Origin of the sequence: Streptomyces sp. NPDC058246 (genome assembly GCF_042881985.1) — a bacterium.
Taxonomy (GTDB): domain Bacteria; phylum Actinomycetota; class Actinomycetes; order Streptomycetales; family Streptomycetaceae; genus Streptomyces.
The window spans coordinates 1-23,696 of record NZ_JBHVWZ010000028.1 but is presented as its reverse complement, the minus strand read 5'-3'; the positions used below and the strand labels follow the sequence as shown (position 1 = coordinate 23,696).

At 72.6% G+C, this 23,696-nt stretch carries 26 protein-coding genes; 14 read left to right on the top strand and 12 right to left on the bottom strand.

Translation table 11 applies throughout. The annotated features are described in order from the left end of the window. Window positions 1–21 precede the first annotated feature (21 nt). Window positions 22–747 (bottom strand): ABC transporter ATP-binding protein, encoded by a 726-nt coding sequence (locus ACFVXA_RS31080; protein ID WP_390027857.1) that lies wholly within the window; start codon window positions 745–747, stop codon window positions 22–24. Window positions 748–755: 8 nt separating this feature from the next. Next, window positions 756–1,391, bottom strand: a complete 636-nt coding sequence (locus ACFVXA_RS31075) for a hypothetical protein (RefSeq protein ID WP_383907186.1) — start codon at window positions 1,389–1,391, stop codon at window positions 756–758. 183 nt (window positions 1,392–1,574) lie between these two features. Between ACFVXA_RS31075 and ACFVXA_RS31070 the strand changes: the two genes are divergently transcribed. Both ACFVXA_RS31070 and ACFVXA_RS31065 read left to right on the top strand, forming a co-directional pair. Next, complete coding sequence (locus ACFVXA_RS31070; protein WP_362025004.1) at window positions 1,575–2,903, top strand: HAMP domain-containing sensor histidine kinase; 1,329 nt, start codon at window positions 1,575–1,577, stop codon at window positions 2,901–2,903. 40 nt (window positions 2,904–2,943) lie between these two features. Then, on the top strand, window positions 2,944–3,783 hold the full coding sequence (locus tag ACFVXA_RS31065) for a hypothetical protein (RefSeq protein ID WP_362025007.1): 840 nt from the start codon (window positions 2,944–2,946) through the stop codon (window positions 3,781–3,783). Here ACFVXA_RS31065 and ACFVXA_RS31060 read toward each other — a convergent pair. From ACFVXA_RS31060 to ACFVXA_RS31045, 4 genes are read right to left on the bottom strand one after another with little or no spacing between them, the layout of a single operon-like run. Further along, window positions 3,764–5,155, bottom strand: a complete 1,392-nt coding sequence (locus tag ACFVXA_RS31060; RefSeq protein ID WP_383743565.1) for a sensor histidine kinase — start codon at window positions 5,153–5,155, stop codon at window positions 3,764–3,766. The genes ACFVXA_RS31065 and ACFVXA_RS31060 overlap by 20 nt on opposite strands. Then, window positions 5,152–5,814, bottom strand: coding sequence for a response regulator transcription factor (locus ACFVXA_RS31055; RefSeq protein WP_362025013.1), 663 nt, complete (start codon window positions 5,812–5,814; stop codon window positions 5,152–5,154). The genes ACFVXA_RS31060 and ACFVXA_RS31055 overlap by 4 nt, the downstream gene beginning before the upstream one ends. Before the next feature lie 60 nt (window positions 5,815–5,874). Next, window positions 5,875–6,513: a phosphatase PAP2 family protein gene (locus ACFVXA_RS31050; protein ID WP_390027855.1), complete on the bottom strand. Its 639-nt coding sequence runs from the start codon at window positions 6,511–6,513 to the stop codon at window positions 5,875–5,877. After that, window positions 6,510–7,181 (bottom strand): DedA family protein, encoded by a 672-nt coding sequence (locus ACFVXA_RS31045; protein WP_362025019.1) that lies wholly within the window; start codon window positions 7,179–7,181, stop codon window positions 6,510–6,512. The genes ACFVXA_RS31050 and ACFVXA_RS31045 overlap by 4 nt, the downstream gene beginning before the upstream one ends. Before the next feature lie 115 nt (window positions 7,182–7,296). Between ACFVXA_RS31045 and ACFVXA_RS31040 the strand changes: the two genes are divergently transcribed. Both ACFVXA_RS31040 and ACFVXA_RS31035 read left to right on the top strand, forming a co-directional pair. Then, window positions 7,297–7,668, top strand: coding sequence for a BlaI/MecI/CopY family transcriptional regulator (locus ACFVXA_RS31040; protein ID WP_362025022.1), 372 nt, complete (start codon window positions 7,297–7,299; stop codon window positions 7,666–7,668). A 5-nt stretch (window positions 7,669–7,673) separates the two neighbouring features. After that, entirely contained in the window at window positions 7,674–8,600 is a 927-nt protein-coding gene (locus ACFVXA_RS31035; protein WP_362025026.1) for a M48 family metalloprotease, read from the top strand. An 87-nt stretch (window positions 8,601–8,687) separates the two neighbouring features. On the opposite strand, the gene ACFVXA_RS31030 is transcribed toward ACFVXA_RS31035, so the two are convergent. Further along, window positions 8,688–9,050: a metalloregulator ArsR/SmtB family transcription factor gene (locus tag ACFVXA_RS31030; RefSeq protein ID WP_362025028.1), complete on the bottom strand. Its 363-nt coding sequence runs from the start codon at window positions 9,048–9,050 to the stop codon at window positions 8,688–8,690. 35 nt (window positions 9,051–9,085) lie between these two features. Between ACFVXA_RS31030 and ACFVXA_RS31025 the strand changes: the two genes are divergently transcribed. The 3 genes from ACFVXA_RS31025 (at window position 9,086) to ACFVXA_RS31015 (ending at window position 13,084) form a co-directional block, all read left to right on the top strand. Then, complete coding sequence (locus tag ACFVXA_RS31025; protein WP_389746021.1) at window positions 9,086–11,020, top strand: heavy metal translocating P-type ATPase; 1,935 nt, start codon at window positions 9,086–9,088, stop codon at window positions 11,018–11,020. An 82-nt stretch (window positions 11,021–11,102) separates the two neighbouring features. After that, window positions 11,103–12,584, top strand: coding sequence for an AlkA N-terminal domain-containing protein (locus ACFVXA_RS31020; protein ID WP_390027853.1), 1,482 nt, complete (start codon window positions 11,103–11,105; stop codon window positions 12,582–12,584). A 17-nt stretch (window positions 12,585–12,601) separates the two neighbouring features. Then, window positions 12,602–13,084, top strand: coding sequence for a methylated-DNA--[protein]-cysteine S-methyltransferase (locus ACFVXA_RS31015; RefSeq protein WP_362025037.1), 483 nt, complete (start codon window positions 12,602–12,604; stop codon window positions 13,082–13,084). A 22-nt stretch (window positions 13,085–13,106) separates the two neighbouring features. On the opposite strand, the gene ACFVXA_RS31010 is transcribed toward ACFVXA_RS31015, so the two are convergent. The 3 genes from ACFVXA_RS31010 to ACFVXA_RS31000 form a co-directional block, all read right to left on the bottom strand. Continuing rightward, window positions 13,107–13,844, bottom strand: a complete 738-nt coding sequence (locus tag ACFVXA_RS31010; protein WP_390027850.1) for an NAD-dependent deacetylase — start codon at window positions 13,842–13,844, stop codon at window positions 13,107–13,109. A 90-nt stretch (window positions 13,845–13,934) separates the two neighbouring features. Next, window positions 13,935–15,119, bottom strand: coding sequence for an RNA polymerase sigma factor (locus ACFVXA_RS31005; RefSeq protein ID WP_390027931.1), 1,185 nt, complete (start codon window positions 15,117–15,119; stop codon window positions 13,935–13,937). 8 nt (window positions 15,120–15,127) lie between these two features. Continuing rightward, window positions 15,128–15,535: a YciI family protein gene (locus tag ACFVXA_RS31000; protein WP_383743588.1), complete on the bottom strand. Its 408-nt coding sequence runs from the start codon at window positions 15,533–15,535 to the stop codon at window positions 15,128–15,130. Window positions 15,536–15,961: 426 nt separating this feature from the next. Here ACFVXA_RS31000 and ACFVXA_RS30995 point away from each other — a divergent pair, with 426 nt between their 5' ends. Genes ACFVXA_RS30995 through pqqE form a run of 6 tightly spaced genes read left to right on the top strand, consistent with a single transcriptional unit; the run spans window position 15,962 to window position 20,367 of the window. Beyond that, the gene (locus ACFVXA_RS30995) at window positions 15,962–17,110 is read left to right on the top strand and encodes a PQQ-dependent sugar dehydrogenase (protein ID WP_383743591.1); all 1,149 of its coding nucleotides are present in this window, start codon (window positions 15,962–15,964) and stop codon (window positions 17,108–17,110) included. 48 nt (window positions 17,111–17,158) lie between these two features. Next, window positions 17,159–17,299: a pyrroloquinoline quinone precursor peptide PqqA gene (pqqA, locus tag ACFVXA_RS30990; protein ID WP_362025047.1), complete on the top strand. Its 141-nt coding sequence runs from the start codon at window positions 17,159–17,161 to the stop codon at window positions 17,297–17,299. An 8-nt stretch (window positions 17,300–17,307) separates the two neighbouring features. Further along, entirely contained in the window at window positions 17,308–18,207 is a 900-nt protein-coding gene (gene pqqB, locus ACFVXA_RS30985) for a pyrroloquinoline quinone biosynthesis protein PqqB (RefSeq protein ID WP_390027848.1), read from the top strand. After that, window positions 18,204–18,926: a pyrroloquinoline-quinone synthase PqqC gene (gene pqqC, locus ACFVXA_RS30980; RefSeq protein ID WP_362025053.1), complete on the top strand. Its 723-nt coding sequence runs from the start codon at window positions 18,204–18,206 to the stop codon at window positions 18,924–18,926. The genes pqqB and pqqC overlap by 4 nt, the downstream gene beginning before the upstream one ends. Continuing rightward, a complete protein-coding gene (gene pqqD, locus ACFVXA_RS30975; protein ID WP_390027846.1) occupies window positions 18,923–19,195 on the top strand; it encodes a pyrroloquinoline quinone biosynthesis peptide chaperone PqqD in 273 nt (90 codons plus the stop codon). Before pqqC ends, pqqD begins: the two co-directional genes overlap by 4 nt. Then, window positions 19,192–20,367 (top strand): pyrroloquinoline quinone biosynthesis protein PqqE, encoded by a 1,176-nt coding sequence (gene pqqE, locus ACFVXA_RS30970; protein ID WP_390027844.1) that lies wholly within the window; start codon window positions 19,192–19,194, stop codon window positions 20,365–20,367. The genes pqqD and pqqE overlap by 4 nt, the downstream gene beginning before the upstream one ends. A 134-nt stretch (window positions 20,368–20,501) precedes the next feature. Here the strand turns inward: pqqE and ACFVXA_RS30965 are convergent, their stop codons facing one another. Next, window positions 20,502–20,993: an NUDIX domain-containing protein gene (locus tag ACFVXA_RS30965; RefSeq protein ID WP_383743603.1), complete on the bottom strand. Its 492-nt coding sequence runs from the start codon at window positions 20,991–20,993 to the stop codon at window positions 20,502–20,504. Window positions 20,994–21,186: 193 nt separating this feature from the next. Then, entirely contained in the window at window positions 21,187–22,263 is a 1,077-nt protein-coding gene (locus ACFVXA_RS30960; protein WP_390027841.1) for an ADP-ribosylglycohydrolase family protein, read from the bottom strand. Window positions 22,264–22,457: 194 nt separating this feature from the next. On the opposite strand from ACFVXA_RS30960, the gene ACFVXA_RS30955 reads away from it, so the two are divergent. Next, a complete protein-coding gene (locus ACFVXA_RS30955) occupies window positions 22,458–23,597 on the top strand; it encodes a glycerate kinase (protein ID WP_362025067.1) in 1,140 nt (379 codons plus the stop codon). Window positions 23,598–23,696: the final 99 nt, after the last annotated feature.

Sequence of the window (23,696 nt, the reverse complement as noted above, 5' to 3'; positions counted from 1 at the left end):
GGCGAAGACGTCACACCAGGCTCACGCGGAGACATCGCTGGTCCTTCCGTCGTCCAGGGTGATCACCCGGTCGGCGACCCGGACGGCCTCCGCGCTGTGCGTGACGATGAGGACCGCGCAGCCCACGGCGGCACGGTCGCGCAGCATCTGGAGGATCAGGCGTTCGGTGTGGCCGTCGAGTTCGCCGGTGGGCTCGTCCGCGAGCAGCACGTCGGGGGAGTTGGCGAGGGCGACGGCCAGTCCCGCCCGCGCCACCTCCCCGCCGGAGAGCTGCCGGGGCAGCGCGTGGGCGCGCCCCGCCAGCCCGACCTGGTCGAGCAAGTCCCGGGTGGACGCGGCCGGCCGGCCGCGCACGGCACTGTGCGCGAGGCTGATGTTGTCGCGCACGCTGAGATGCGCGACGAGATTGCGCGTCTGCAGGAGCACGCCGATGTGGCGGGCCCGCAGCCGGGCGCGCTCGGTCTCGGGCCGGTGGCTGATGCGTACGCCCCCGACCCGCACCTCGCCGCCCGAGGGCTCGTCGAGTCCGGCCAGGCAGGACAGCAGCGTGGACTTGCCCGCTCCGGACGGCCCGACGACGGCGACGGTCTCACCGCGCCGCACCCGCAGTGACACCCCGCGCAGCGCGAGCGTCTCCTCCTCGCCGGCCCGGAAGAAGCGGTACAACTCCCGTGCGGAGAGGGCGTCTTCGGTTTCCGCGGCGGACTCGCGCCCGACAGTCGCGGGATCGCGCGTGGTGCTCGCCATCACGACCATCACTTCCACGCGAACGAGTCGCTGACGATGCGCCAGGGATCCACGTTGTCGGCGTTCACCGGCCCGGACAGTGTGAGGTCCACCTCGTGGCCCTGCCGGTAGAACGCGTACCGCTCGAACGCGTCGCGCACGACCTTGCCGGTGACCGGGTCCGCGGCCGAGTCGCCCTGGTACTTCAGCAGGACGACGGGCCCCGCGTGCCGGGTCACCTGCGACACCTGTGGATTGCCGAACTTCGGTACCTGCCCTCGTAGTTGGGGCACGACCTTGGAGTTCACCGAGGCGACGGTGGGCGCCGTGGCGGCGGTCGCGGCGGAGATCCGGACCTGGTTCAGCTTGTCGGTGAAGACGGTGGTGCCGCCCTTGTCGGTACGGGCCCAGCCCTCGGGCACCTTCACCGTGAAGCCGCCGCCGGACGGCTGGTAGGCGACGTAGGCCTGGTTGTCGGGGATGTCCCCGGGCGGATTCGACTCGGTGGGTGCCGGAGCGGCGCCGGTGGTCGAAGCGGTTCCCGAGCCGGTTGCCGACCCGGACCCGGACCCGTTCCTCGACGCGGCGCCCGCGCCGGAGCACCCGGCGGTCACCGTCGCCGCCAGTACGAGCCCGACGACACCGATGGTACGTACGCGTGCCATGGCCACTGCCCTCCTGAAAACCCTGGTGGGCCGACCCTCCGAGAACCTGGAGAGCCGACCGGACGGTCATGGCACCGACGCTAGGATCCGGCCGGTTAACGCCCGGCCCGGCGAGGGTTAGACGACGGCAAAAGCGCGCGGCGGGCGGCGCGCGAACGGGTGGGCGGCCCGCATGATGAGGGCATGAGACAGCGCGTCGTGCGGGTGGCCGTCACCGCGGTGCTGGTCGCGCTGGTCCTCCTCGCGATCCCGCTGGCCCTCGCCATCCGGTCCTCCCTGTACGCCGACCAGCGGGACACCCTCGAACGGGCGGCCCTGGCGGCCGCCGTCCGCGTGAACCCGGACTACCGGACCGGGGACCCGGCGGAACTGCCGTCACCGGGAGCGGGCGAACGCCTCGGCCTGTACGACCCGGAACTCGCCCTGCGCGCGGGCGGCGGCCCCCGCGGCGGCGACGCGGCGGTCCGCCACGCGCTTCGCGGGGTCATCGCACGGGACCGGACGGGCGGCGAACTCGTCGTCGCCGTCCCCGTGTCCCACGCCGAGGAGGTCATCGGCGTCGTCCGGGTCTCCTCCGCCGTGTCGGCCGTCCGCGACCGTGTCCTCCTCGGCTGGGCGGCGCTGCTCGGCGCGGCCGTGCTCGCGCTCACCGTCGCCGTCCTCGTCGCCCGTCGTCAGGCCCGGGTGCTCGCAGCGCCGCTGGAGGACCTGTCCCGGCACTCCCGGGCCGTGACCGAGGGCGATCTGACCGCCCGGGCGGCCCCCAGCACCATCGCCGAGATCGACCAGGTCGCCCGCACACACAACGACATGCTGCACAGCCTGTCCGAACTCCTGCGGCACGAGCGGGATTTCACCGCCAACGCCTCCCACCAGCTGCGCACCCCGCTGACCGGTCTCCAGCTCACCCTGGAGGCGGGCCTCGCACAGGACGACGACCGGCTGCGGCCGGTCCTGGAGGAGGCACTGGCCGCCACCCGCCGCCTGCACCACACGGTGGAGGAGGTGCTGCGCCTGGCCGGCTCGCCCGGCCCGCCGCACCGGACGGTGCCGGACCGGCCGGTGGCCCGGCTCCTGGAGGAGACCGAGGAGCGGTGGCACGGGCTCTTCGCCCAGGACGGCAGACGCCTGGACTGCGCCGTCCAGGACGCCCCCGCCGGTGTACGGGTCCCGGGCGGGCCCGTCGCGGAGATCCTCGGCGTCCTGCTGGACAACGCCCGCACCCACGGACACGGCAGCGTCCGCGTCGCCGTCCGTGACCTCGACGACGCCCTCGCCTTCGACGTCGCCGACGAGGGCACCCTGCGCACCGGACCGGCCCGCCTCTTCGCCCGCGGGCACACGGGCGCCGGCACGGGCGGTACGGGCATCGGCCTCGCCCTCGCCCGGGACCTGGCCGTCTCCCTGGGCGGCAGGCTGTTCCTGGCCGGCGGCGACCCCACCACGTTCACCCTCCTCGTCCCGGTCCGCCAGGAGGAGCCCGCCGGGCAGTCGGGACCGCCGCTCGGGTAGTCAGGATGTGTTCAGGGACCGGCTGGCAGGGTCCCGTCGCATGACATACGAGACTTCTGAGACTGCCGAGGCGACCGCGGCGTACGGCCGCGCCGAAGCCGCCCCCGGCCCCCGCATCCGCTGGAACAAGGTTCCCGAAGTCACCGCGTACTTCTGGATCATCAAGGTGCTGTGCACGACGGTCGGCGAGACCGCGGCGGACATGCTGAACGAGAAGCTGGGCCTGGGCCTGACCGGTGTGTCGCTGCTGATGAGCGCGCTGCTGGTGGTGGTCCTCGTCGTCCAGTTCCGCACGAAGGCCTACCGGCCCGGTGTCTACTGGCTCGCCGTGGCCCTGATCAGCGTCGTCGGCACCCTGATCAGCGACAACCTCACCGACAACATGGGCGTGCCGCTGGAGACCAGCACCGCGGTCTTCGCCGTCGCCCTCGCCGTCGTCTTCGGCGTCTGGTACAGCCGCGAGAAGACCCTGTCCATCCACAGCATCGACACGGTGTCCCGCGAGGCCTACTACTGGCTGGCCGTGCTGTTCACCTTCGCGCTGGGCACCGCGGCCGGTGACCTCGTCGCCGAGAAGATGGCCCTCGGCTACTGGGTCTCCGCCGTCCTGTTCGGCCTCGCGATCGCCGCGATCGCCGTCGCGCACTTCGCGCTCGGCCTGAACGCGGTGCTGAGCTTCTGGATCGCGTACATCCTCACCCGCCCGCTCGGCGCCTCGATCGGCGACTACCTGTCGCAGCCGACCGGCGACGGCGGCCTGGGCTTCGGCACCGTGGTCACCAGCGTGCTGTTCCTCGCGGTCATCCTCGGCCTGGTCGTCTACCTCTCGGTGACCCGCCGGGACGTCATCAAGGCCGAACTCACCCCGCAGGAAGGCTGACCACGAACGTCGCGCCCGAGCCGTGCCGCTCCTCGTGGTGCACCTCACCGCCGGCGGAGCGGGCCAGGCGTCGCGAGAGCGGCAGCCCCAGGCCCGCTCCGCCGTGTCCGTCCCCGGGATCGGCGCGGCGCCCCGGCTGGAACAGCTGCGGCGCGAACGACGCGGGTACGCCCGGGCCGTCGTCCGTGACATCGACGCGTACGCCACCGGGGCGCGCGCGGGCCCGGATCTCGACCCGCGCCCGCGCGTGCCGCACCGCGTTGTCGAGCAGAGGGCTGACGATGCGCTCCAGGAGCGCGTCCGGCACCCCGGCCGACAGCCCGTCGTCCTGTCCGGTGACGACGACCTCCACCTTCTCCGTCGTCACTTTCTCCGTCGTCACTTTCTCCGTTGTCGCGGCGCGGTCCGCGAGCCGGCGCAGTACCGGCAGCACGTCGCTGGTGCCCGGGGCGGCGTCCGCGCCGTCGCGGGCGTCGTCCAGGAGGGTGTCGCAGATCGTGCGCATGGACTGGGCGGCGTCGGCGATGGCCTCGTGCGTGGTCCGGGTGTCGGCGGCGGAACGGGGGCGGGCCTGCCACCAGTCGAGCTCGGCGATGATCCGGGCCAGTGGATTGCGCAGCTCGTGCGAGAGCTCCCGGGTGAGCTGCTGCTCATGCCGCAGCAGCGCGCGGATACGGTCCAGGAGCGCGTCCAGCGACCCGCCGAGCTGGGCGAGTTCGGTGGGCCGGGCCACGCTCCCGAAGCGCTCCTTGGAGGCTATGGCGCTCCACTGGGTGGCGTGTTCGGTCATGGTGTGCACGGGACGCAGCGCGCGCCGGACCGCCAGGCGCGTCAGCGCGTACGTACAGGCGAGCATGACCGCGTCGAGTGCCAGCGATGCGAGCAGCAGGGTGTCGGCCGAGCTGCGGTAGGGGGACAGGTCCAGCGCGGTCACGACGACCGCCGCCCCCTTGTCGCCGGGCACCGGCCGTGAGCACAGCCGGACCGGATCGTGGCTGTGGGTGGTGACACAGCTCCGGCCGCCCTGCGCGGCCAGCCGGTCGGCGGCGCGGGTCAACGGGCCGGTGGCCGTGGCGGACGGGGGCTTCTCGAGGAGCCGGCCGTCCGCGTAGATCCACACGTTCGTGTCGAGGAGCTCCTCGCCCGGCGTCTCCAGGATGCGCACCCGGGGTCCGCTGGTGTCGACGGTCGCGGCGACGGCGGCGCCCCGCGTGCGCAGCTCGTCGTCCGCCTGGTGCTGAAGGTGCCGCTGTACGACGGTGTTGAACGCGACGGTGAGGATCACCATCAGCAGCGTGGCGGTGGTCAGCGCGACCAGGGAGAGCCGGCCGCGCAGGGTGCGCGGCCAGCACCGCGAGAGGAACGCCCTCATGACAGGCGGTGCCCGATACCGCGCGCGGTGGTGAGGGTCAGCTCGCTGCCGCTGTCCCGCAGCTTGCGACGCAGCCGGGTCAGATACTGGTCGAGCGTGTTGTCGCTGACCTGGGCTCCCTCGGGCCAGCCCGCCCTGATCAGCTCCCGTCTGCGCACGATGTCCCCGGACGCCGCGATGAGCGCCGCCAGCAGCCGGAACTCCGTGGGGGTGAGGCTGACCTCGGTGCCTCGCACGGTCAGGCTGTGCCCGACCGGGTCGAGGACCACGTCACCGGTCGTCGCCGTCGGCACCGAGCCGGAGCGCTTGAGGGCCGCCCGCAGCCGGGCGGCCAGCTCCGTGAGATGGAACGGCTTGGGGAGATAGTCGTCGCCCCCGGCGGAGAAGCCGGCCAGCCGGTCCGTGAGGTGGTGATGGGCGGTCAGGAAGATGACGGGGGAGAGGAAGCCGTTGGCCCGGATCGCCTGGCAGACGTCACGGCCGTCCGCGTCGGGCAGCCCCACGTCGAGTACCGCCGCGTCGACGTCGTCCCCGGCCAGCCGCAGCGCGGTCGCGCCGTCCCGGGCGGGCACGGTGTCGAAGCCCTCGTCCCGCAGGCCGCGCAGCAGGACGTCACGCAGGGCGTGATCGTCCTCCACGACCAGGATCCTGTGCCGCATGCCTCTCCTTCACCCGGTTTCGTACGTCACCTGGCTTCGCGCCTCACCTGGTCTCGTACGTCACCTGGTCTCGTACGTCGTCGCCTCTGCGAGGTGCGGCGCGACCAGCAGGGGCCTCAGCCGTGAGCCCGTGAGGCGGCGCGCCAGGGTCTCGGGGAGCCGCCGCAACCCCGCCGTCAGCAGCATGGCGATCAGCGTGCCGATCAGCATTCCGGCCACCACGTCGTGCGGGTAGTGCACGCCCACCCAGACGCGGGACACGGCCATCGCGCAGGCGGCCGCCACCGCGACCGTGCCGAGGCGGCGGGAGACGAAGAGCAGGGCGACGGCGGCCGCGGCGGCGATGACCGTGTGATTGCTGGGGAACGACCAGTCGCCCGGCGCCGGACACGCCTCCAGCGTCTTCACGTGCAGGCTCTGACAGGGGCGGTCCTCGCGGACCAGCGACTTGAACACCGAGTCCACCGCGTACGCCACGACCACGATCACCGGGACGGCGAGCGCGATCAGCGAAGCCCGGGCGCTCACCCGCCGCGCCTGCCACCAGCCCAGGAGCATCAGCACCGCGAACAGCCCGAGCCCGTACGTCGACCACGCGGACACCAGACTGTCCAGCCACGAGGGGGAGTCCTGCGCGAGATCCACCACATAGGTGTAGGCGGAGCCGTCGATCGAGGAGCCGTCGAAGGCGAGGATCATCCCTGGACCCCCTTCTCCGCGGCGGCCGCCCGACGGGAGCGGTACAGCTCGGCGGCGAGCGGGATCAGGGAGACGATGACGATCACCGCGATGATCGGGAGCAGATAGCGGTCGACGTTCGGAATCGACGAGCCCAGCGCGTAGCCCGCGAGGGTGAGGCCGAGGCTCCAGACGAGTCCGCCGATCACCTGCCACAGGGTGAAGGTCCGCACCGGCACCTGCAGCGCGCCCGCCATGGGGTTGAGCACCGTACGCACCACGGGCACGAAGCGGGCCAGCACGATCGCCTTCGCGTATCCGTAGCGCTCCAGCAGCTCTTCGGCGCGCTTCGCGCCCGCGTGCAGCCGGGGCGAGCTGCTGCGGGCGAGCAGGGCGCCGCCCGCCTTCCGCCCGATCAGATAGCCGGTCTGCGAGCCGGCCAGCGCGCCCACGGCGGCGGCGACCAGGAGGGGGGCCAGCGACAGCTTCAGACCGCCGTGCCCCGATCCGGTGCACAGCAGGCCCGCCGTGAACAGCAGGGAGTCACCGGGCAGGAAGAAGCCGATCAGCAGGCCGGTCTCCGCGAACATCACCACGCCCACGCCCAGCACACCGAAGGCGGCGAGCAGGGACTGGGCGCTCAGAATATTCACGGCGAGCTGTGACGCTGCGAACAAAGGTGCGGCCATCGGCGTGGGCCCTCTCATACTGGACGGGGCGGGTACGGTCGAGACGCACCCGAGTGACTACAATCCTGTAGACGGTCTACTGCACTGTAGACGATGGCGGGGTGAGGATCGTTCCATGACCAGCGCGAAGGACGAACGCCGACCGGCGGGCGAGCTCGAGGCCAGTGTGATGGCCGCTCTGTGGGCCGCCGGCGCACCGCTCACCCCCGGGCGCGTACAGCGGGAACTGGACTCCGGCCTGGCCCGTACGACGGTGACGACGATCCTGTCCCGGCTGCACGAGAAGGGCGTGGTCGGCCGGGAGCGGCAGGGCCGGGGCTACGCGTACTTCCCCGTGCAGGATCCGCACGGTCTCACCGCCCGGCGCATGCACAGCGAACTCGACCGGGACGAAGACCGTGAGACGGCACTGGCCCGGTTCGTCGCCCAGCTCAGCCCCGACGACGAGCGTCTGCTGCGCGATCTGCTGGAATCCGGTGAAGAATGACGGCGATGACGGCTCTGCTGCTGATCCCGCTGCTGGTGCCCTTCGCGGTGCCGGTGCTGGCCCGGCGCTGCCTCGATCGTCTCGCGCCCGTGGCCGCGCTGTGGGCGCTGACGCTCGCCGTCGTGGTGCTCGCCGGAGCCTCCGTGGCCGCGCTCGGCGCGCTGGTCCTGACGGGCCTGCTCAAGCTGCCGGTCTTCGCGGGTGTCGGCGACCTCATCCACCCCCTGCGTACCTTCTCCGACCTGGTCGTGCTGCCCGCGGCGGCGGCCGCCACCGGCGTCCTCACCGTCGGTGCCTGGACCCTCGTGCGCTCGGCCCTGCATCAGCTGCGCGCCTTCCGCGCCGCCCGCACCCAGGCCGACCGTCGGCCCGCCGCGGGCGACCTGTGCGTCATCGAGTCGCCGCACCCTGACGCGTACGCCCTGCCGGGCCGCCCGAACCGCATCGTCGTGACCACCGCGATGCTCCGCAGCCTCGGGGCCGATGAACGCGAGGCGCTGTTCGCCCATGAGCGGGCCCACAACGCGGGCGGCCACCACCGCTTCCTCGTCGCGGCCGAACTCGCGGCCCACTGTCACCCGGGCCTGCGCCCGGTCCGCCCGGTCATCGCGCTCGCCGCCGAGCGTGCCGCCGACGAGGCCGCCGCCGCCGCGGTGGGGGACCGGCGCCTGACCGCCCGTGCCATCGCCCGTGCCGCCCTGGCCACCCGGGCGTCCCACTCCGTCCGCCCCGACTTCGCCCCCGCGGCCACCACCGGCCCCGTCCCCCAGCGTGTCGCCGCCCTCCTCAGCTCGCCCCCGCGCCACCGGGCCGCCTCCTGGATCGCCCTGCTCCTCGCCGTCTGCGCCGCCGTCTCGGCCGGCGCCTCGGCGGCAGGCGTCCTCGCCTTCCATCACGAGGTGGAGGTGGCCCAGGGCGAGGAGCCCCGCTGACGGAAGGGCCCGGGCCCGAGACAGGGACGGGGAGAACCCGAGCCCCGTAAGGAGGGGACGGGTAGCGGTGGCGCCGATGGCGTCACATCACTCGGGCGTGTCACTCAGCCCGAGGCGCAGATGCTCCACGTGGTAGACCGCCTGGTCGAGGAGTTCGGCGACATGGTGGTCGTGCAGCGCGTACACCACCGAGCGTCCGCTCCGTTCGCCGACCACCAGGCCCAGGTTGCGCAGCAGTCGCAGCTGGTGCGAGCAGGCGGACTGCTCCATGCCCACCGCCGTGGCCAACTCCGTCGCCGGGAGCGGCCCTTCGCGCAGCCGGGCGAGGATCAGCAGGCGGGACGGGGTCGACAGTGCCTGGAGCGTGGTCGCCACCTTCGCGACGTTGGCCGCGTCCAGACGTACGCGCTCGGTCGCGTCCTGCGCGGCGGTGACGGCTCCATGACCCATGGGCCGTATCTTACCCACCGCATATGAAGATATGAATGAGTCTTCATGCGTTCCTGTATGGTGGCCGTGTGTCTCCCACTCTCGCCCCGGCCCCCGTCACCGACCGGCCGGCCCCCGCGACCCCACGCCGCCGCACCCGCGCCCTCGCGCTGCCGGAGGCCCGCTGGGCGCTCCTCGCGACCGTCGCCTTCCTCCTCGCGCTCCCCCTGCACCTCGGCGGCGCTCCGGGGTGGACGTACGGTCCGCTCTACGTGATCGCGTACGCCGCCGGAGGCTGGGAGCCCGCCCGGGAAGGACTGCGCGCGCTGCGCGAGAAGACCCTGGACGTCGATCTGCTGATGATCGTCGCGGCCCTGGGCGCCGCCGCGATCGGGCAGGTCCTGGACGGCGCCCTGCTGATCGTCATCTTCGCCACCTCCGGCGCGCTGGAGGCCCTGGCCACCGCACGCACCGCCGACTCCGTACGGGGACTGCTCGACCTGGCGCCCGCCACGGCGACGCGGGTGACACCCGAGGGGGAGGAGTCGGTCCCCACCGGTCAACTCGCCGTCGGCGACGTGCTGTTGATCCGGCCCGGGGAGCGCGTCGGAGCCGACGGGCGGGTTCTCGACGGCATCAGCGAGGCCGACCAGGCGACCATCACCGGCGAACCGCTGCCGGTCCTCAAGACCCCCGGCGACGAGGTCTTCGCGGGCACCCTGAACGGCACCGGCGCATTGCGCGTGCGCGTCGAACGCGACCCCGCCGATTCGGTGATCGCCCGCATCGTCACCCTCGTGGAGGAGGCTTCGCGCACCAAGGCGCCGACCCAGCTGTTCATCGAGAAGGTCGAACAGCGGTACGCGGTGGGCGTGGTGGCCGCGACCCTGGCCGTCTTCGCGGTGCCCCTCGCCTTCGGCGCGGACCTCACCGGCGCGCTGCTGCGGGCGATGACCTTCATGATCGTCGCCTCCCCGTGCGCGGTCGTCCTGGCCACCATGCCGCCGCTGCTCTCCGCCATCGCCACCGCGGGACGGCACGGCGTCCTGGTCAAGTCGGCCGTCGCCATGGAACGCCTCGGCGAGATCGACCTGGCCGCCCTCGACAAGACCGGCACCCTGACCGAGGGCGCGCCCGAGGTGACGGCCCTACGTCCGGCGCCGGACTCGGGGCTGGACGAGGACGCCCTGCTCGCCCTGGCGGCCGCCGCGGAGCACCCCAGCGAACATCCGCTCGCCCGCGCGATCGTCGCCGCCGCCCGGTCCCGCGGCCTGCGCCTCGCACCCGCCGACGACTTCACGGCACAGCCGGGCCACGGCGTCACGGCTACGATCGACGGCCACGCCATCACGGTCGGCCGACCGGACACGCACTCCGACACGGACGCCACGGTCGTCCTCGTGGCACGCGACGGCACCTCCGTCGGCAGCCTCTTGCTCACCGACCGCCTGCGCCCCGACGCCCCCGAGTCGGCCGCCGCGCTCACCGCCCTGACGGGCGCCACACCCGTCCTGCTCACCGGCGACAACCCGCGCGCCGCCGCCCGGGTGGCCACCGCCACCGGCATCACCGACGTACGCGCCGGTCTGCTGCCCCAGGACAAGGCCGACGCCGTACGGCACCTCCAGCAGACGGGCCGCAAGGTGCTGTTCGTCGGCGACGGCGTCAACGACGCTCCCGCGCTGGCCGCCGCCCACACGTCGATCGCGATGGGCCGCGCCGGCTCCGACCTCGCCCTGGACACCGCCGACGCCGTCGTCGTCCGCGACGAACTCGCGGCCATCCCCACCGTCGTACGTCTCTCCCGCGCCGCCCGCCGCCTGGTCACCCAGAACCTGGTCCTCGCGGGTACGTTCATCACCGCCCTCGTCCTGTGGGACCTCCTCGGCCACCTCCCGCTGCCGCTCGGCGTCGCGGGTCACGAGGGTTCCACCGTCCTGGTCGGCCTGAACGGACTTAGGCTGCTCCGGGAATCCGCGTGGCGGAAGTAGGGCGCGGCCCAGCCGCCGGTCCGGCCAGGTAGATGTCGTTTTCTCGCCAGCCCCACCCCTGGACGTGCCCGATGCTTGAGGCATGCAGAACGGGATGCACACCGACATCGAGCGTTGCGTGCGCGCCGTCCGGTCGAAGGACGCGCGCTTCGACGGATGGTTCTTCACGGCGGTGGTGACCACACGGATCTACTGCCGGCCCAGCTGCCCGGTGGTGCCGCCGAAGCCGGAGAACATGACCTTCTACCCGAGCGCGGCCGCCTGCCAGCAGGCCGGCTTCCGGGCCTGCAAACGCTGCCGACCGGACACCAGCCCCGGCTCGCCCGAGTGGAACCAGCGCGCCGACCTGGTGGCCCGCGCGATGCGGCTGATCGGCGACGGCGTCGTGGACCGCGAGGGCGTACCGGGTCTGGCCGCCCGGCTCGGCTACAGCACCCGCCAGATCGAGCGGCAGCTCCTCGCCGAACTCGGCGCAGGACCGCTGGCGCTGGCCCGCGCCCAGCGCGCCCAGACCGCGCGGCTGCTCATCGAGACCACCCCGCTCCCGATGGCGGAGATCGCCTTCGCCGCCGGGTTCTCCTCCATCCGCACCTTCAACGACACCGTGCGCGAGGTCTTCGCGCTGGCGCCGAGCGAGCTGCGCACCAGGGTTCCGAAGAAGAGTGCCCCGGGCACCCCTGGCGTGCTGAGCCTCCGGCTCCCCTTCCGTGCCCCGCTCAACCCCGACAACCTCTTCGGCCACCTCGCGGCGACCGCCGTACCCGGTGTGGAGGAGTGGCGCGACGGGGCGTACCGCAGGACCCTGCGGCTGCCGTACGGGAACGGAATCGTCGCCCTGACCCCGAAGGCGGACCACATCGCCTGCCGCCTCACCCTCAGCGACCTGCGCGACCTGCCCGTCGCCATCAGCCGCTGCCGCCGCATGCTCGACCTGGACGCCGACCCGGTGGCGGTCGACGAGCAGCTGCGCACCGACCCGCTGCTCGCCCCGCTCGTCGACAAGGCGCCCGGCCGCCGGGTGCCGCGCACGGTCGACGAGTCGGAGTTCGCCGTACGCGCCGTGCTCGGCCAGCAGGTCTCCACGGCCGCGGCCCGCACCCACGCGGCCCGACTGGTCACCGCGCACGGCGAACCGGTCGACGACCCCGAGGGCGGCCTCAGCCATCTCTTCCCCTCGACCGAGGCGCTCGCCGCGCTCGACCCCGAGTCCCTCGCCATGCCGCAGACTCGGCGCACCACCTTCACCACCCTCGTACGCCAACTCGCCGACGGAGCTCTCCACTTGGGACTGGAGAGCGACTGGACGGAGACGCGCGCCCGGTTGTTGGCGCTTCCTGGGTTCGGCCCCTGGACGGCCGATGTGATCGCCATGCGCGCCCTCGGCGATCCCGACGCCTTCCTCCCCACCGACCTCGGAATCCGGCGTGCCGCACAGGAGTTGGGGCTCCCGTCCACCCCGACCGCCCTCACGGCACGCGCCGCGGCCTGGCGCCCCTGGCGCGCGTACGCCGTCCAGTACCTGTGGGCGACCGACAGTCACCCGATCAACTTCCTCCCGGTATAGGGACGTTAGGACGTTCAGTGAAACAGCACACGGTCATCGACAGCCCGTACGGACCTCTGACCCTCGTCGCCACGGACGGTGTCCTGTCCGGCCTCTACATGGTCGGCCAGCGCCATCGCCCGCCCGAGGAGACCTTCGGCGAACGCGACGAGACGCCCTTCGGCGAGGCGATCGACCAGCTACGGGCCTACTTCGCGGGCGAGTTGAAGGAGTTCACCCTCGAACTGCGCATGGACGGGACGCCCTTCCAGCGCGGCGTCTGGGACCAGCTCCGGCAGATCCCGTACGGCGAGATCCGTTCGTACGGTGAACTGGCGGAGTCGCTCGGCAATCCGGCCGCCTCGCGCGCGGTCGGCCTCGCCAACGGCAAGAACCCGATCGGCATCATCGTGCCCTGCCACCGCGTGGTCGGCGCGAACGGCAGCCTCACGGGATACGGCGGCGGCCTGGACCGCAAGAAGCGGCTGCTGGACTTCGAGAGCGGAGCGGCTCTCTTCTAGCCGCTCCGACCGGCGGCCCCAGTCAGTCGCTCTGCCGCTCGCCGAGACTGCGCAGGAGTTCGGGCAGCGCGGTGCCGATCGGCTCCCGTACGACTTCGTCGGCGCGGTCGTCGTACGGTGTCGGCTCGGCGTTGACGATGATCAGCCGGGCGCCATGGTCGGCGGCGAGGCCGGCGAGCCCCGCGGCGGGCTGCACCTGGAGGCTGCTCCCGACGGCGATGAACACCTGGCAGGCCTTGGTGATGGCGACCGCCTCGCCCAGCACCACCGGGTCGAGCCGCTCGCCGAACATCACCGTCGCCGACTTGAGGATCCCACCGCACTCCAGACAGGCCGGATCCTCCTCACCGGCCTCGACCCGTGCCAGCGCGTCTTCCATCGGCCCGCGCGCATGGCACTTCGTGCACATCACACTCCGCGCGGTCCCGTGCAGCTCGAGCACCTTGCGGGCGGGCATCCCGGCGAGCTGGTGCAGCCCGTCCACGTTCTGCGTGATCACCCGGACCGGTACCCCGGACCGCTCCAGCTCGGCCACGGCCAGGTGCGCCGCGTTCGGCTGCGCCCGCAAGGTGCGGTTCTTGCGCCGCATCTGCCAGGACCGCCGCCGGATCTCCGGATCCTCCATGTAGTACTCGTACGTGACGAGCTTCTCGGCCGCCGGGTCCCGCCGCCACAGCCCGTTCGGGCCGCGATAGTCAGGTATCCCGGAATCGGTGGAGACGCCGGCACCACTGAGGATGGCGACGAGGGGCTTGTCCATAGGCCGAGGGTAGGACGCCCATCCCCACGGGGGCGAACGGATTCGGGGGCGGCAGCCACACCGACCGCCGAGTCAGAGCCGCACACCCCGTCAGGGGCGCACACGCGCGTTGAGCCGGGCGGCCTGGCGCGTCAGGTGGTCGCGCTCGGCGAGGTTGGGTGCCTTTCTGGCCGCCTCGGCGTACAGCCGTGCCGCCGTCGCCAGGTCGCCGTCGCGCTCGTGCAGGTACGCGGCCACCGCGGCATGGCGGGGCAGCGACTCGTCCAGCGCCACGAGCGCCGCCAGGCCCGCGCGCGGTCCGTCGGCCTCGCCGACGGCCACCGCGCGGTTGAGCCGGACGACCGGGCTGTCGGTCAGGCGCGCGAGCTCGTCGTACCACTCGACGATCTGCACCCAGTCGGTCTCCTCGGCGGCGGGCGCGTCGGCGTGGAGTGCCGCGATGGCGGCCTGGGCCTGGAACTCGCCCAGCCGGTCGCGGGCGAGGGCCGCCTGCAGGATCTCGACGCCCTCGGCGATCGACTCGGTGTCCCACCGGCCGCGGTCCTGCTCGGCGAGCGGCACCAGGCTGCCGTCGGGCGCGGTCCGGGCGGCGCGCCGGGCGTGGTGGAGCAGCATGAGGGCGAGCAACCCCGCCACCTCGGGGTGGTCGATCGCGGCCGCGAGCTGCCGGGTGAGCCGGATGGCCTCGGCGGCGAGGTCGACGTCGCCGGAGTAGCCCTCGTTGAAGACCAGGTAGAGGACGCGCAGCACGGTGGCGACGTCGCCGGGCTGGTCGAACCTTCCCCGAGCTCTCGGCTTCGCTCGAGCAGGGGAGACCCCCATGCCGGAGACGGTGCGTTTGGCGCGGCTGATGCGCTGCGCCATGGTCGCCTCGGGCACCAGATAGGCCTGGGCGATCTGGCGGGTGGTCAGCCCGCCGACGGCGCGCAGCGTGAGCGCGACCGCGGACGACGGCGTCAGCGACGGATGGGCGCACAGGAAGTAGAGCTGGAGCGTGTCGTCCACCGTGGGCGCGGGCCCGGGCGCCGGCTCCTCGTCGACGAGGTCCTCACGCCGGCGGCGGGCGGCGTCCGCCCGCGTCGCGTCGAGGAACCGGCGCCAGGCCACGGTGACCAGCCAGCCCTTGGGGTCCCGCGGCGCGCCGGCCGGCCAGACGCGGACCGCCTCGATCAGCGCGTCCTGCACGGCGTCCTCGGCCGCCGCGAAGTCGGCTCCGCGGCGGACGAGGATGCCGAGCACGCTCGGCGTGAGGCTCCTGAGCAGGGCCTCGTTCATCGGCGAGGTCACTCCGTGATGGTGGGCGGCGCGGCCATGAACGGGCGCAGCTCCACCCACTCGTGGATCGGCTTCCCGTCCGCCCCGGGGGCGGCCGACAGTTCCCCGGCCAGCTCGACGGCGCGCTCGTAGCTGTCGACGTCGATCACCATCCAGCCGGCGATGAGGTCCTTGGTCTCGGCGAACGGGCCGTCGGTGACCGGCGGTCGACCCTCGCCGTCGTACCGTACGAACGTCCCCTCGGGGGCGAGCCCCTGAGCGTCGACGAACTCGCCGGTCCCCTCGAGCCGGGCCGCGAAGTCCTGCATGTACTTCACGTGAGACGAGATCTCCGCCGGCGTCCACTGGTCCATGGGCACGTTGTTGACCGGAGCCGGAGCGCCGCGGTAGTGCTTGAGCAGCAAGTACTTGGCCATCGTGGTTCTCCTCGGTGCTGATGCGACCCATTGTGGTCGCGTTCACTACGGGGACGGAGCCAGTCACGGGTTCTCGACATCCCCGTCCGATTTTTTTTGAGCCCTCGTAGATGAGCCCGGGTGAGCCCGAGCGACACGTCTCGCGGTGCCGAGGCGGCTCCCTCGTGGAGGAACTGTCGAACGGCCTCCCGCGGCACGAGGGACCCGCGGTCACGCAGGGGCACCGCCGCGGATGACTCACTGTCAGCCCCGCGCGCCTCGAGGCTCCTCACCCTGGTGGCGCAACACCGGTCGCAGGTCGGTCGTGCATCGCCAAGGCTGCATTGCAGAGCGGCGCGGTTCTTCAGAAGGTCACTGTTTCCACGGGCGTGTGGGCACGCCGCACCACCACGGATCGCTCGGAAACCATGAAGGAAAGGTGTCGATATGCCACATTCAGGCCGCTCGGTGCGGCATGGATCCCGGTCCGGCATAACCTCGCTGGCCGCCGCAGCCGCCCTGCTGGCAGCCGGCCTGTTGCCGCCGGTGTCGGCAGCCGCAGTAACACCCACCACCGCTGCGGCTACGGATGCCGCCCTGGACGCCGCCGTCGACGGCGGTACACCGGCCGACGTCAGCACGTTGTCCACGGGCTGGGCCAACCCCTGGGGCATCTCGTTCCTGCCGGACGGACGTTCGGCGCTGGTGACCGAGCGGCTGTCCTACCAGGTCTACCGCGTCGACCGCGACGGCACCAAGAACCGGGTCGGCGAGGTGCCTTACACGGTGCCCGAGCCCTATGAGGAGGGCTCCGGCGGGCTGCTGGGTGTCGCTCCCTCACCGACCTGGGACGGCAAGAAGGACAAGCAGGTGTTCTTCGTGCACACCACGCAGAGCGAGACCCGGGTCGTCAGGATGGACTACGACGGCACATCACTCAGCAACTACACGCCGGTGCTCACCGGCATCAGGCGCGGTGGGGACCACAACGGCGGCAAGATCGCCTTCGGTCCCGACGGATATCTCTACGTCTCGACCGGCGACGCCCTCCAGTCGAAACTCGCGCAGGACAAGAACTCGCTCAACGGAAAGATCCTCCGGATCACCAAGACCGGCGCCGCGGCCCCCGGCAACCCGTTCGGCAACCACGTCTACAGCTACGGCCATCGCAATCCGCAGGGCCTGGCCTGGGACCGCAAGGGCCGGCTGTGGTCGGCGGAGATCGGCGAGCAGACGTGGGACGAGGTCAACCTGATCAAGCCCGGCGCCGACTACGGCTGGCCCAACTGCGAGGGCTCCTGCGACGTCAAGGGCATGACCAACCCGAAGGCCACCTTCACCCCGGACAAGGGCGTGCCCGCCCAGCTCGCCATCGTGAACAACGTCATGTACGTGTCGTCGCTCCGCGGCCAGCGGCTGTGGCGCATCCCGATCGACGGGGACACCGAGCGAGTCGGTACGAAGACCGAGTTCTACGCCGGCACGTACGGCCGGCTGCGCGCCATCGCCAAGGTCCCCGGCGCGAACGAACTGTGGCTGGGCACCAGCGACCTCGGATACGGCAAGGACAAGGTCCTCCGCGTCCCCATCAAGTGACCCCCAGCGTCCCCATCGAGTGACCCCAACGGAAAGGACGTACGGCCGATGAACGAAACCAAGGAACAGACGAAGCCGGTCGAGTGGACCGCCACGAGGGAGACGGACAAGACCACCTGGCAGGCACCCGCCTACGAGGTCGTCGACACCGCGCTCGAGGTCACCGCCTACTCCCTCAGCTCCCGCTAGCCGCTGCCATGCTGCTGCTGGTACTCGGCACGGCCGCCGGCGGCGGCATCCCTCAGTGGAACTGCGCGTGCCCCGGATGCTCCGGGGCACGCGCCCACCCGCGGCGCCGTCGCCGTCACGCCTCGCTCGCCGTCCGGACCGGTGATGACCGCTGGTACGTCGTCAACGCGACACCCGACATCGGTGACCAGATCGAGGGCCGGCCCGAACTCCACCCGGGGCCCGGCCCCCGGCAGACCCCGGTCGCCGGAGTGGTCCTCACCGACGCCGAACTCGACCACACCCTGGGCATCGCCCGGCTGCGAGAGGCGGACCGCCTCGAGGTGATCGCGACGGCTCCGGTCCGTGAGGCCCTCCTGGGCCGCCTGCACCTCGGCGAGGTGCTGGCGCCGTACACCTCCTTGACCTTGCGTGAGCTGCCGCGGCGCGGCGCCGAGCCGCTGGACCGCGGTACGTCGGGCCTGCAGATCAGCGGCATCCCGGTGTCGGGCAAGCGCCCGCGGTACGCCGCCGACGCCCCGGACGACGACGCGTGGGTCGTCGCGCTGCGCCTGTACGACCCCGGCTCCGGCGCGACCGCGCTCTACGCCCCGGCACTGGCCGCGTGGCCGGACCGCCTCCAGCAGGCCGCCGCCGAGGCCGACTGCGTCATCGTGGACGGCACCTTCTGGGACGATGAGGAGCCCCGCCGCACGGGCATCTCCGACCGCACCGCCACCGGCATGGGCCACCTGCCCATCGAGGGACCCGACGGCACCGCCGAACGACTTGCCCCCCTCCCCGCCCGGTGCCTCTACACGCACCTCAACAACACCAACCCCCTCGTCGACCCGGCGGCGCCGCAGCACAAGCGGCTCGCCCGGCTGGGCATCGAGGTGGCGCACGACGGGATGGTGATCGAGCTGTGAACACGGCACTCGCCCCGCTCGCGGAGCCCTGGAGCCCCGCGGAGTTCGAGGCACGACTGCGCGCGGTGGGGGAGGAGCGGTACCACCACCGCCACCCCTTCAACCTGCGGATGCACAGCGGCGATCTCAGCCCGCAAGAGCTCCGCCGCTGGATCGCCAACCGCTTCCACTACCAGCGCCACATCCCCGTCAAGGACGCCCTCATCACCGCCAAACTGGAGACCCCCGACCTGCGCCGGATGTGGCTGCGCCGCATCCAGGACCACGACGGGCAGCGGGACGGCGAGGGCGGCATCGAGCGGTGGCTGCGGCTCGGCGAGGCGGCCGGTCTGGACCGCGAGACGCTGCTGTGCGCCGACACCGTTCTGCCGGGCGTACGGCTGGCGGTCGACGGATACGTCAACTTCTGCCGGCTCCGCTCACCCCTCGAGGCCGTCGCCGCCTCCCTGACCGAACTGTCCGCGCCGGACCTGATGCGCACCCGCATAGACGCCCTGGAACGTCACTACCCGTGGATCGAACCCGATGGCCTCGCCTACTTCCGCGCCCGTGTCTCCCAAGGCCGGCGCGACAGCAGCGAAGCACTCGGCCTCGTGCTCGGCTGGGCCCGCACCCGGGACGACCAGGAGCGTGCCGTGACCGCGCTGCGCTTCAAATGCGATGTCCTGTGGTCGCTGCTCGACGCCGTGGACCGGGCAGACCGCCGGGGACAGCTGTGAGGGCGGCGGCGGTCACCGACTGGCGGCCCGTGCTGGCGCCCTCCATCGTCCGGCGGTACGACCACGCACGCGACAAGGACCTGCTGCTCCTTCCCGAACGCGTCGTCGTCCTGACAGGCGGGGCCGGACCGGTCGTCGACCTGTGCGACGGCACCCGCGGCGTGCGCGACATCGTCGATGAACTGGCCGAAGCCTTTCCCGATTCCCCCGTGGCCACCGACGTCCCTCCTTTCCTCGAGCGTCTGCGCGCGGAGGGCTGGCTCCGATGACCACCGCCGATCACCCGACGGTCCCCGCCGCTCCGGCCCCCGCACCCGGCCGCCCGTGGGCCCTGCTGGCCGAACTCACCCATGCCTGCCCCCTCCACTGCGGGTACTGCTCCAACCCGCTGGAGCTGACGAGGCGTTCGCGCGAGCTGACCACTGAGCAGTGGACGGACGTGATGCGTCAAGCGGGAGAGTTCGGCGTCGTCCACACGCATCTCTCGGGCGGCGAGCCGCTGCTGCGCCGAGACCTGGAACAGATCGTCTCCGCGGCCGAGGCCGCCGGGATCTACACCCAGCTGGTCACCAGCGGCGTAGGCCTGGACCAGGCCCGGCTGTCCGCGCTCGCCGACGCCGGGCTGCGCAGCGTCCAGTTGTCCGTCCAGCACGCCGACCCACGCGCTTCCGACCGGATCGGCGGACGCCGGTCCTTCGCCGAGAAGGAACGGGCCGCCGAGCTCGTACGGGCCGCCGGCCTCCCGCTCGGCCTCAATGTCGTCCTGCACCGCGAGAACCTCGACGCCGTCGACGCCATCGTCGAACTGGGTCTGTCCTGGGGTGTGGACCGCATCGAACTGGCCAACGTCCAGTTCTACGGCTGGAGTCTGCTCAACCGTGCCGCGCTGCTCCCCACGCGTGACCAGCTCGCCCGGGCGCGGGTCGCCGTCGAGCGGTGGCGCGAGAGGCTCTCCCCCGGCCCCGCAGGTGAGGAGAACCCGGCGGGGGGACCCGAACTCGTCTGGGTCGTCCCCGACTACTTCGACGGTGTCGCCAAGCCGTGCATGGGCGGGTGGGGAGCGGTCTCGCTCACCGTCACCCCGGACGGGACGGTCCTGCCCTGCCCGGCCGCGGCCTCCCTGCCGGATCTGGACCCACCGAACATCCGCGACCATCCGCTGGCCTGGATCTGGGACCACTCCAAGGCGTTCACCCGCTACCGCGGGACCAGCTGGATGGCCGAACCCTGCCGCAGCTGTTCCCGCCGCGACGAGGACTTCGGCGGCTGCCGCTGCCAGGCGTTCGCACTCACGGGGGACGCCGCCCGTACGGACCCCGCATGCCGGCTCTCCCCTGACCACGGGCTGATCCGGGCACTGGCCGACGACAGCACGGACGGGACGGTGGCGATCAGGCCGCGTGCACCCGGCCGGCCCGAGAACGTCGGGAACCCGATCTGATCCGGGCTCGTGTTCGACCCGCGTCCCGTCCGGGGTGATCTCCGCCGAGTCGCCGAACCCGACCACGCGCTGCCTGGGGTGGACCTCAGGCCGCGCGACGCCGCGGTCCGAGTCGAGGGCCGAACCGCGCCCGGTCAGCTCACGCGGTGGCCGTTCTCCAGCTCCGCCGCCCCCGTGCCGTCGGCCAGCACGTCGAGCCCGGCCAGTACGCGCCGTCCCAGGGCACCCGGCAGATACTCGGCCAGCTCCTCGCGCGCCACCAGGCGCCAGGACAGCAGCTCCTCCTCCTGCAACCGGATCGCCTTGAGTTCCTGCTCGCCGAGGACCCCACCGTCGTACAGATACGCCACCAGCGGCGGCCGGGCCGTGCCGTGCACCCAGTCCACCGCGAGCAGCCGTCCGAGTTCGACGTCGAGGCCGATCTCCTCGGCGGTCTCGCGGCGCGCTCCCTGGCGCGGAGTCTCCCCGTCGTCCGACTCGACGGTGCCGCCGGGAAGGGCCCAGCCCTCTCGGTAGTTCGGCTCGACGAGCAGCACACGGTCGTCGGCGTCACGGAAGAGGGCGGCGGCCCCGGCGAGGACGCGGGGCAGCCCGGCGATGTACGCGGCGAAGTCTGAGGCGCTCATCCTCGAAGGGTAGCGAGAGCGGTCGTCCACGGTGGGTGACCAGCTCCCGCAGCCGTTCCTCGGACTCGCTGCCGGGCTCGCGAAGTGGCAGATCGGGCTGAGCCGGGGCGCCTCCTCCAAGGCCAGACGTACGGAGGACACGTCGAGGTCGCCGCCTGCGGGTGCCGGCGGCGCACGACGGAGCGGCGCCGGTCTAGGCCTCGGTGCCCGCCAGCGCGACCGTGCGCGACGCCAGTTCGCTGATCCGTACCCCGTCGAAGCCGAACACCGCGCTGCGGACGGTGTCCTCCAGGGGATCCTTCCACTGCGAGGGGACCGCCGCGGCCCCGCACAGCACGCCCGCGACGGAGCCCGCGGTCGCGCCCTTCGAGTCGGTGTCCAGGCCGCCGCGGACGGTCAGTGTGATGGTGCGGGTGAAGTCGCCATCGCCGTACAGAAGCCCCGCCGTGAGGACCCCGGCGTTGGGGATCGTGTGGATCCAGCCCAGCCCCGCGGTCTCCTCGGCCACCGTGCTGAGCGTGTCCTCCCAGGTCATCCGGGTCTCGTGGAGTGTGAGCACCCGGCGCACGGTGCGCGCGAGGCGGCAGCTCGCGGGGATGACCGTGAGCGCGGTGTCCAGCGCGTGCCGGACGGTCGGCGCGGTGAAGGCTGCGGAGATCAGCGCCGCCGCCCACATCGCGCCGTACACACCGTTGCCCGTGTGCGAGAGGACGGCGTCCCTGCGGGCCAGGGACGCCGCGCGGCGCGGCAGCCCCGGGCAGGTCCAGCCATAGACGTCGGCGCGGATGAGCGCGCCGATCCACTCCTGGTAGGGGTTCTCGTACGTCGCCGTCAGCGGCGGTTTCAGGCCATTGGCGAGGTTGCGGTAGGCGGCCCGCTCCGCGGTGAACGTCTGCAGATACGGCAGCCGCAGCAGCCACAGGTCGCCCACCTGTTCGGTGCTGAAGGAGAAGCCGTGGGTCTCCAGGAGATGGAGCCCGAGGATGGCGTAGTCGACGTCGTCGTCCCGGCAGCTGCCGTGGATCCGGCCGCGCACGCAACTCCGCCACTCGGGACGCAGTGCGGACTCGTCGCTCGCGGCGCCGTCGCCGGCGGGCTCGGGGAGATAGTCGGTGAGCGGCAGAGCAGCGGCCTGCCGCAGATAGCGGTCGATCCGGTCCCGCGTCCAGTGGTCGCCCTGCTCGACCGGCTTGCCGAGCATGTTGCCCGCGATCCGGCCCAGCCAGCCCCCGAGGATGCGGTCGGCGAGCTCAGTGCCCACAGGGGTCATAGCTCCGGTGTACCCAATTCCGGGCGGCCACGCGCGGGATTCCGCGAGCCGGTCGGCGCGGCCCGCGCGTGGTTCCGGAGAGTGGGCGGGGCATGACGGCGGGGGCTTCCTCCGGTTAAGGTCACAGCGGCGCGACTGCCTTGACGTGAGCAAGGCCCGGAAAGCAAGGGGAATGCAAGGTGGCGGACGCTGCTGTGAATCGGACCCCGCGTGTGCTCATCGCCGCGGACAAGTTCAAGGGATCGCTGACGGCCGTACAGGTCGCGGAGCGCGTGACGGCGGGACTGCGCCGGATCGCACCGCGCGTCGAGGTCGAGGCGCTGCCCGTGGCCGACGGCGGCGACGGCACCGTCGACGCGGCAGCCGCGGCCGGCTTCGAACGGCGTGAGGTGCGGGTCGCCGGGCCGCTGGGCGACGAGGTCACGGCCGCGTATGCGCTGCGTGGTGACACCGCGGTCGTGGAGATGGCCGAGGCGAGCGGGTTGCAGCGGCTGCCCGCCGGTGTCTTCGCGCCGCTCACGTCCTCGACGTACGGCTCCGGGGAGCTGCTGCGCGCCGCGCTGGACGCCGGTGCGCGCACGATCGTGTTCGGCGTCGGCGGCAGCGCCACGACGGACGGCGGGGCGGGCATGCTGTCCGCGCTCGGCGCGCGCTTCCTGGACGCGGACGGTGAGCCGGTGGCTCCCGGCGGGGCCGCGCTGCGCGACGTGGTCACCGCCGACCTGACCGGCCTCGACGCCCGGATCTCCGCGGTCGACTTCGTCCTCGCCAGCGACGTGGACAACCCGCTGACCGGGCCCAAGGGCGCGCCCGCCGTGTACGGCCCCCAGAAGGGCGCGAGCCCCGACGACGTGGCCACCCTGGACGCGGCCCTCGCCCACTTCGCCGTGGTGCTGGAGAAGACCATCGGGTCCAAGGCCGCCGAGTACGCCGCCGCGCCCGGTGCGGGCGCCGCGGGCGGCATCGGGTACGGGGCCCTGGTGCTCGGCGCCCGCTTCCGCCCCGGCATCGAGGTCATGCTCGACGTCCTCGGCTTCGCACCCGCGCTGGACCGCGCGACGCTGGTGATCACCGGTGAGGGCTCGCTCGACGAGCAGACCCTTCATGGCAAGGCTCCCGCCGGTGTCGCCGCGGCCGCGCGTGCGGCGGGCAAGGAGGTCGTCGCCGTCTGCGGGCGTCTCGCCCTGCGGCCGGAGGCTCTCGGCAAGGCCGGCATCCGCCGTGCGTACCCCCTCACCGAGATCGAGCCCGACGTCGCGAAGTGCATCGCGGACGCGGGGCCGATCCTGGAGCGGGTCGCGGAGAACATCGCGCGGGACTTCCTGGCGGGCTGAGCGGGATTTTCTTCGCCCCGCGCGGTTCCCCGCGCCCCTGAAGGGGGGCGGGGGCCCCCGCGCCAACCCCTAAAACACCCCCACCCCAAACGACCCTGC

Bases quoted from the DNA above. Each gene is read 5' to 3' on its own strand.
- ACFVXA_RS31080 (WP_390027857.1), bottom strand. From the start codon at position 747: ATGGCGAGCACCACGCGCGATCCCGCGACTGTCGGGCGCGAGTCCGCC.
- ACFVXA_RS31075 (WP_383907186.1), bottom strand. From the start codon at position 1,391: ATGGCACGCGTACGTACCATCGGTGTCGTCGGGCTCGTACTGGCGGCG.
- ACFVXA_RS31070 (WP_362025004.1), top strand. From the start codon at position 1,575: ATGAGACAGCGCGTCGTGCGGGTGGCCGTCACCGCGGTGCTGGTCGCG.
- ACFVXA_RS31065 (WP_362025007.1), top strand. From the start codon at position 2,944: ATGACATACGAGACTTCTGAGACTGCCGAGGCGACCGCGGCGTACGGC.
- ACFVXA_RS31060 (WP_383743565.1), bottom strand. From the start codon at position 5,155: ATGAGGGCGTTCCTCTCGCGGTGCTGGCCGCGCACCCTGCGCGGCCGG.
- ACFVXA_RS31055 (WP_362025013.1), bottom strand. From the start codon at position 5,814: ATGCGGCACAGGATCCTGGTCGTGGAGGACGATCACGCCCTGCGTGAC.
- ACFVXA_RS31050 (WP_390027855.1), bottom strand. From the start codon at position 6,513: ATGATCCTCGCCTTCGACGGCTCCTCGATCGACGGCTCCGCCTACACC.
- ACFVXA_RS31045 (WP_362025019.1), bottom strand. From the start codon at position 7,181: ATGGCCGCACCTTTGTTCGCAGCGTCACAGCTCGCCGTGAATATTCTG.
- ACFVXA_RS31040 (WP_362025022.1), top strand. From the start codon at position 7,297: ATGACCAGCGCGAAGGACGAACGCCGACCGGCGGGCGAGCTCGAGGCC.
- ACFVXA_RS31035 (WP_362025026.1), top strand. From the start codon at position 7,674: ATGACGGCTCTGCTGCTGATCCCGCTGCTGGTGCCCTTCGCGGTGCCG.
- ACFVXA_RS31030 (WP_362025028.1), bottom strand. From the start codon at position 9,050: ATGGGTCATGGAGCCGTCACCGCCGCGCAGGACGCGACCGAGCGCGTA.
- ACFVXA_RS31025 (WP_389746021.1), top strand. From the start codon at position 9,086: ATGAGTCTTCATGCGTTCCTGTATGGTGGCCGTGTGTCTCCCACTCTC.
- ACFVXA_RS31020 (WP_390027853.1), top strand. From the start codon at position 11,103: ATGCAGAACGGGATGCACACCGACATCGAGCGTTGCGTGCGCGCCGTC.
- ACFVXA_RS31010 (WP_390027850.1), bottom strand. From the start codon at position 13,844: ATGGACAAGCCCCTCGTCGCCATCCTCAGTGGTGCCGGCGTCTCCACC.
- ACFVXA_RS31005 (WP_390027931.1), bottom strand. From the start codon at position 15,119: ATGAACGAGGCCCTGCTCAGGAGCCTCACGCCGAGCGTGCTCGGCATC.
- ACFVXA_RS31000 (WP_383743588.1), bottom strand. From the start codon at position 15,535: ATGGCCAAGTACTTGCTGCTCAAGCACTACCGCGGCGCTCCGGCTCCG.
- ACFVXA_RS30995 (WP_383743591.1), top strand. From the start codon at position 15,962: ATGCCACATTCAGGCCGCTCGGTGCGGCATGGATCCCGGTCCGGCATA.
- pqqA (WP_362025047.1), top strand. From the start codon at position 17,159: ATGAACGAAACCAAGGAACAGACGAAGCCGGTCGAGTGGACCGCCACG.
- pqqB (WP_390027848.1), top strand. From the start codon at position 17,308: ATGCTGCTGCTGGTACTCGGCACGGCCGCCGGCGGCGGCATCCCTCAG.
- pqqE (WP_390027844.1), top strand. From the start codon at position 19,192: ATGACCACCGCCGATCACCCGACGGTCCCCGCCGCTCCGGCCCCCGCA.
- ACFVXA_RS30965 (WP_383743603.1), bottom strand. From the start codon at position 20,993: ATGAGCGCCTCAGACTTCGCCGCGTACATCGCCGGGCTGCCCCGCGTC.
- ACFVXA_RS30960 (WP_390027841.1), bottom strand. From the start codon at position 22,263: ATGACCCCTGTGGGCACTGAGCTCGCCGACCGCATCCTCGGGGGCTGG.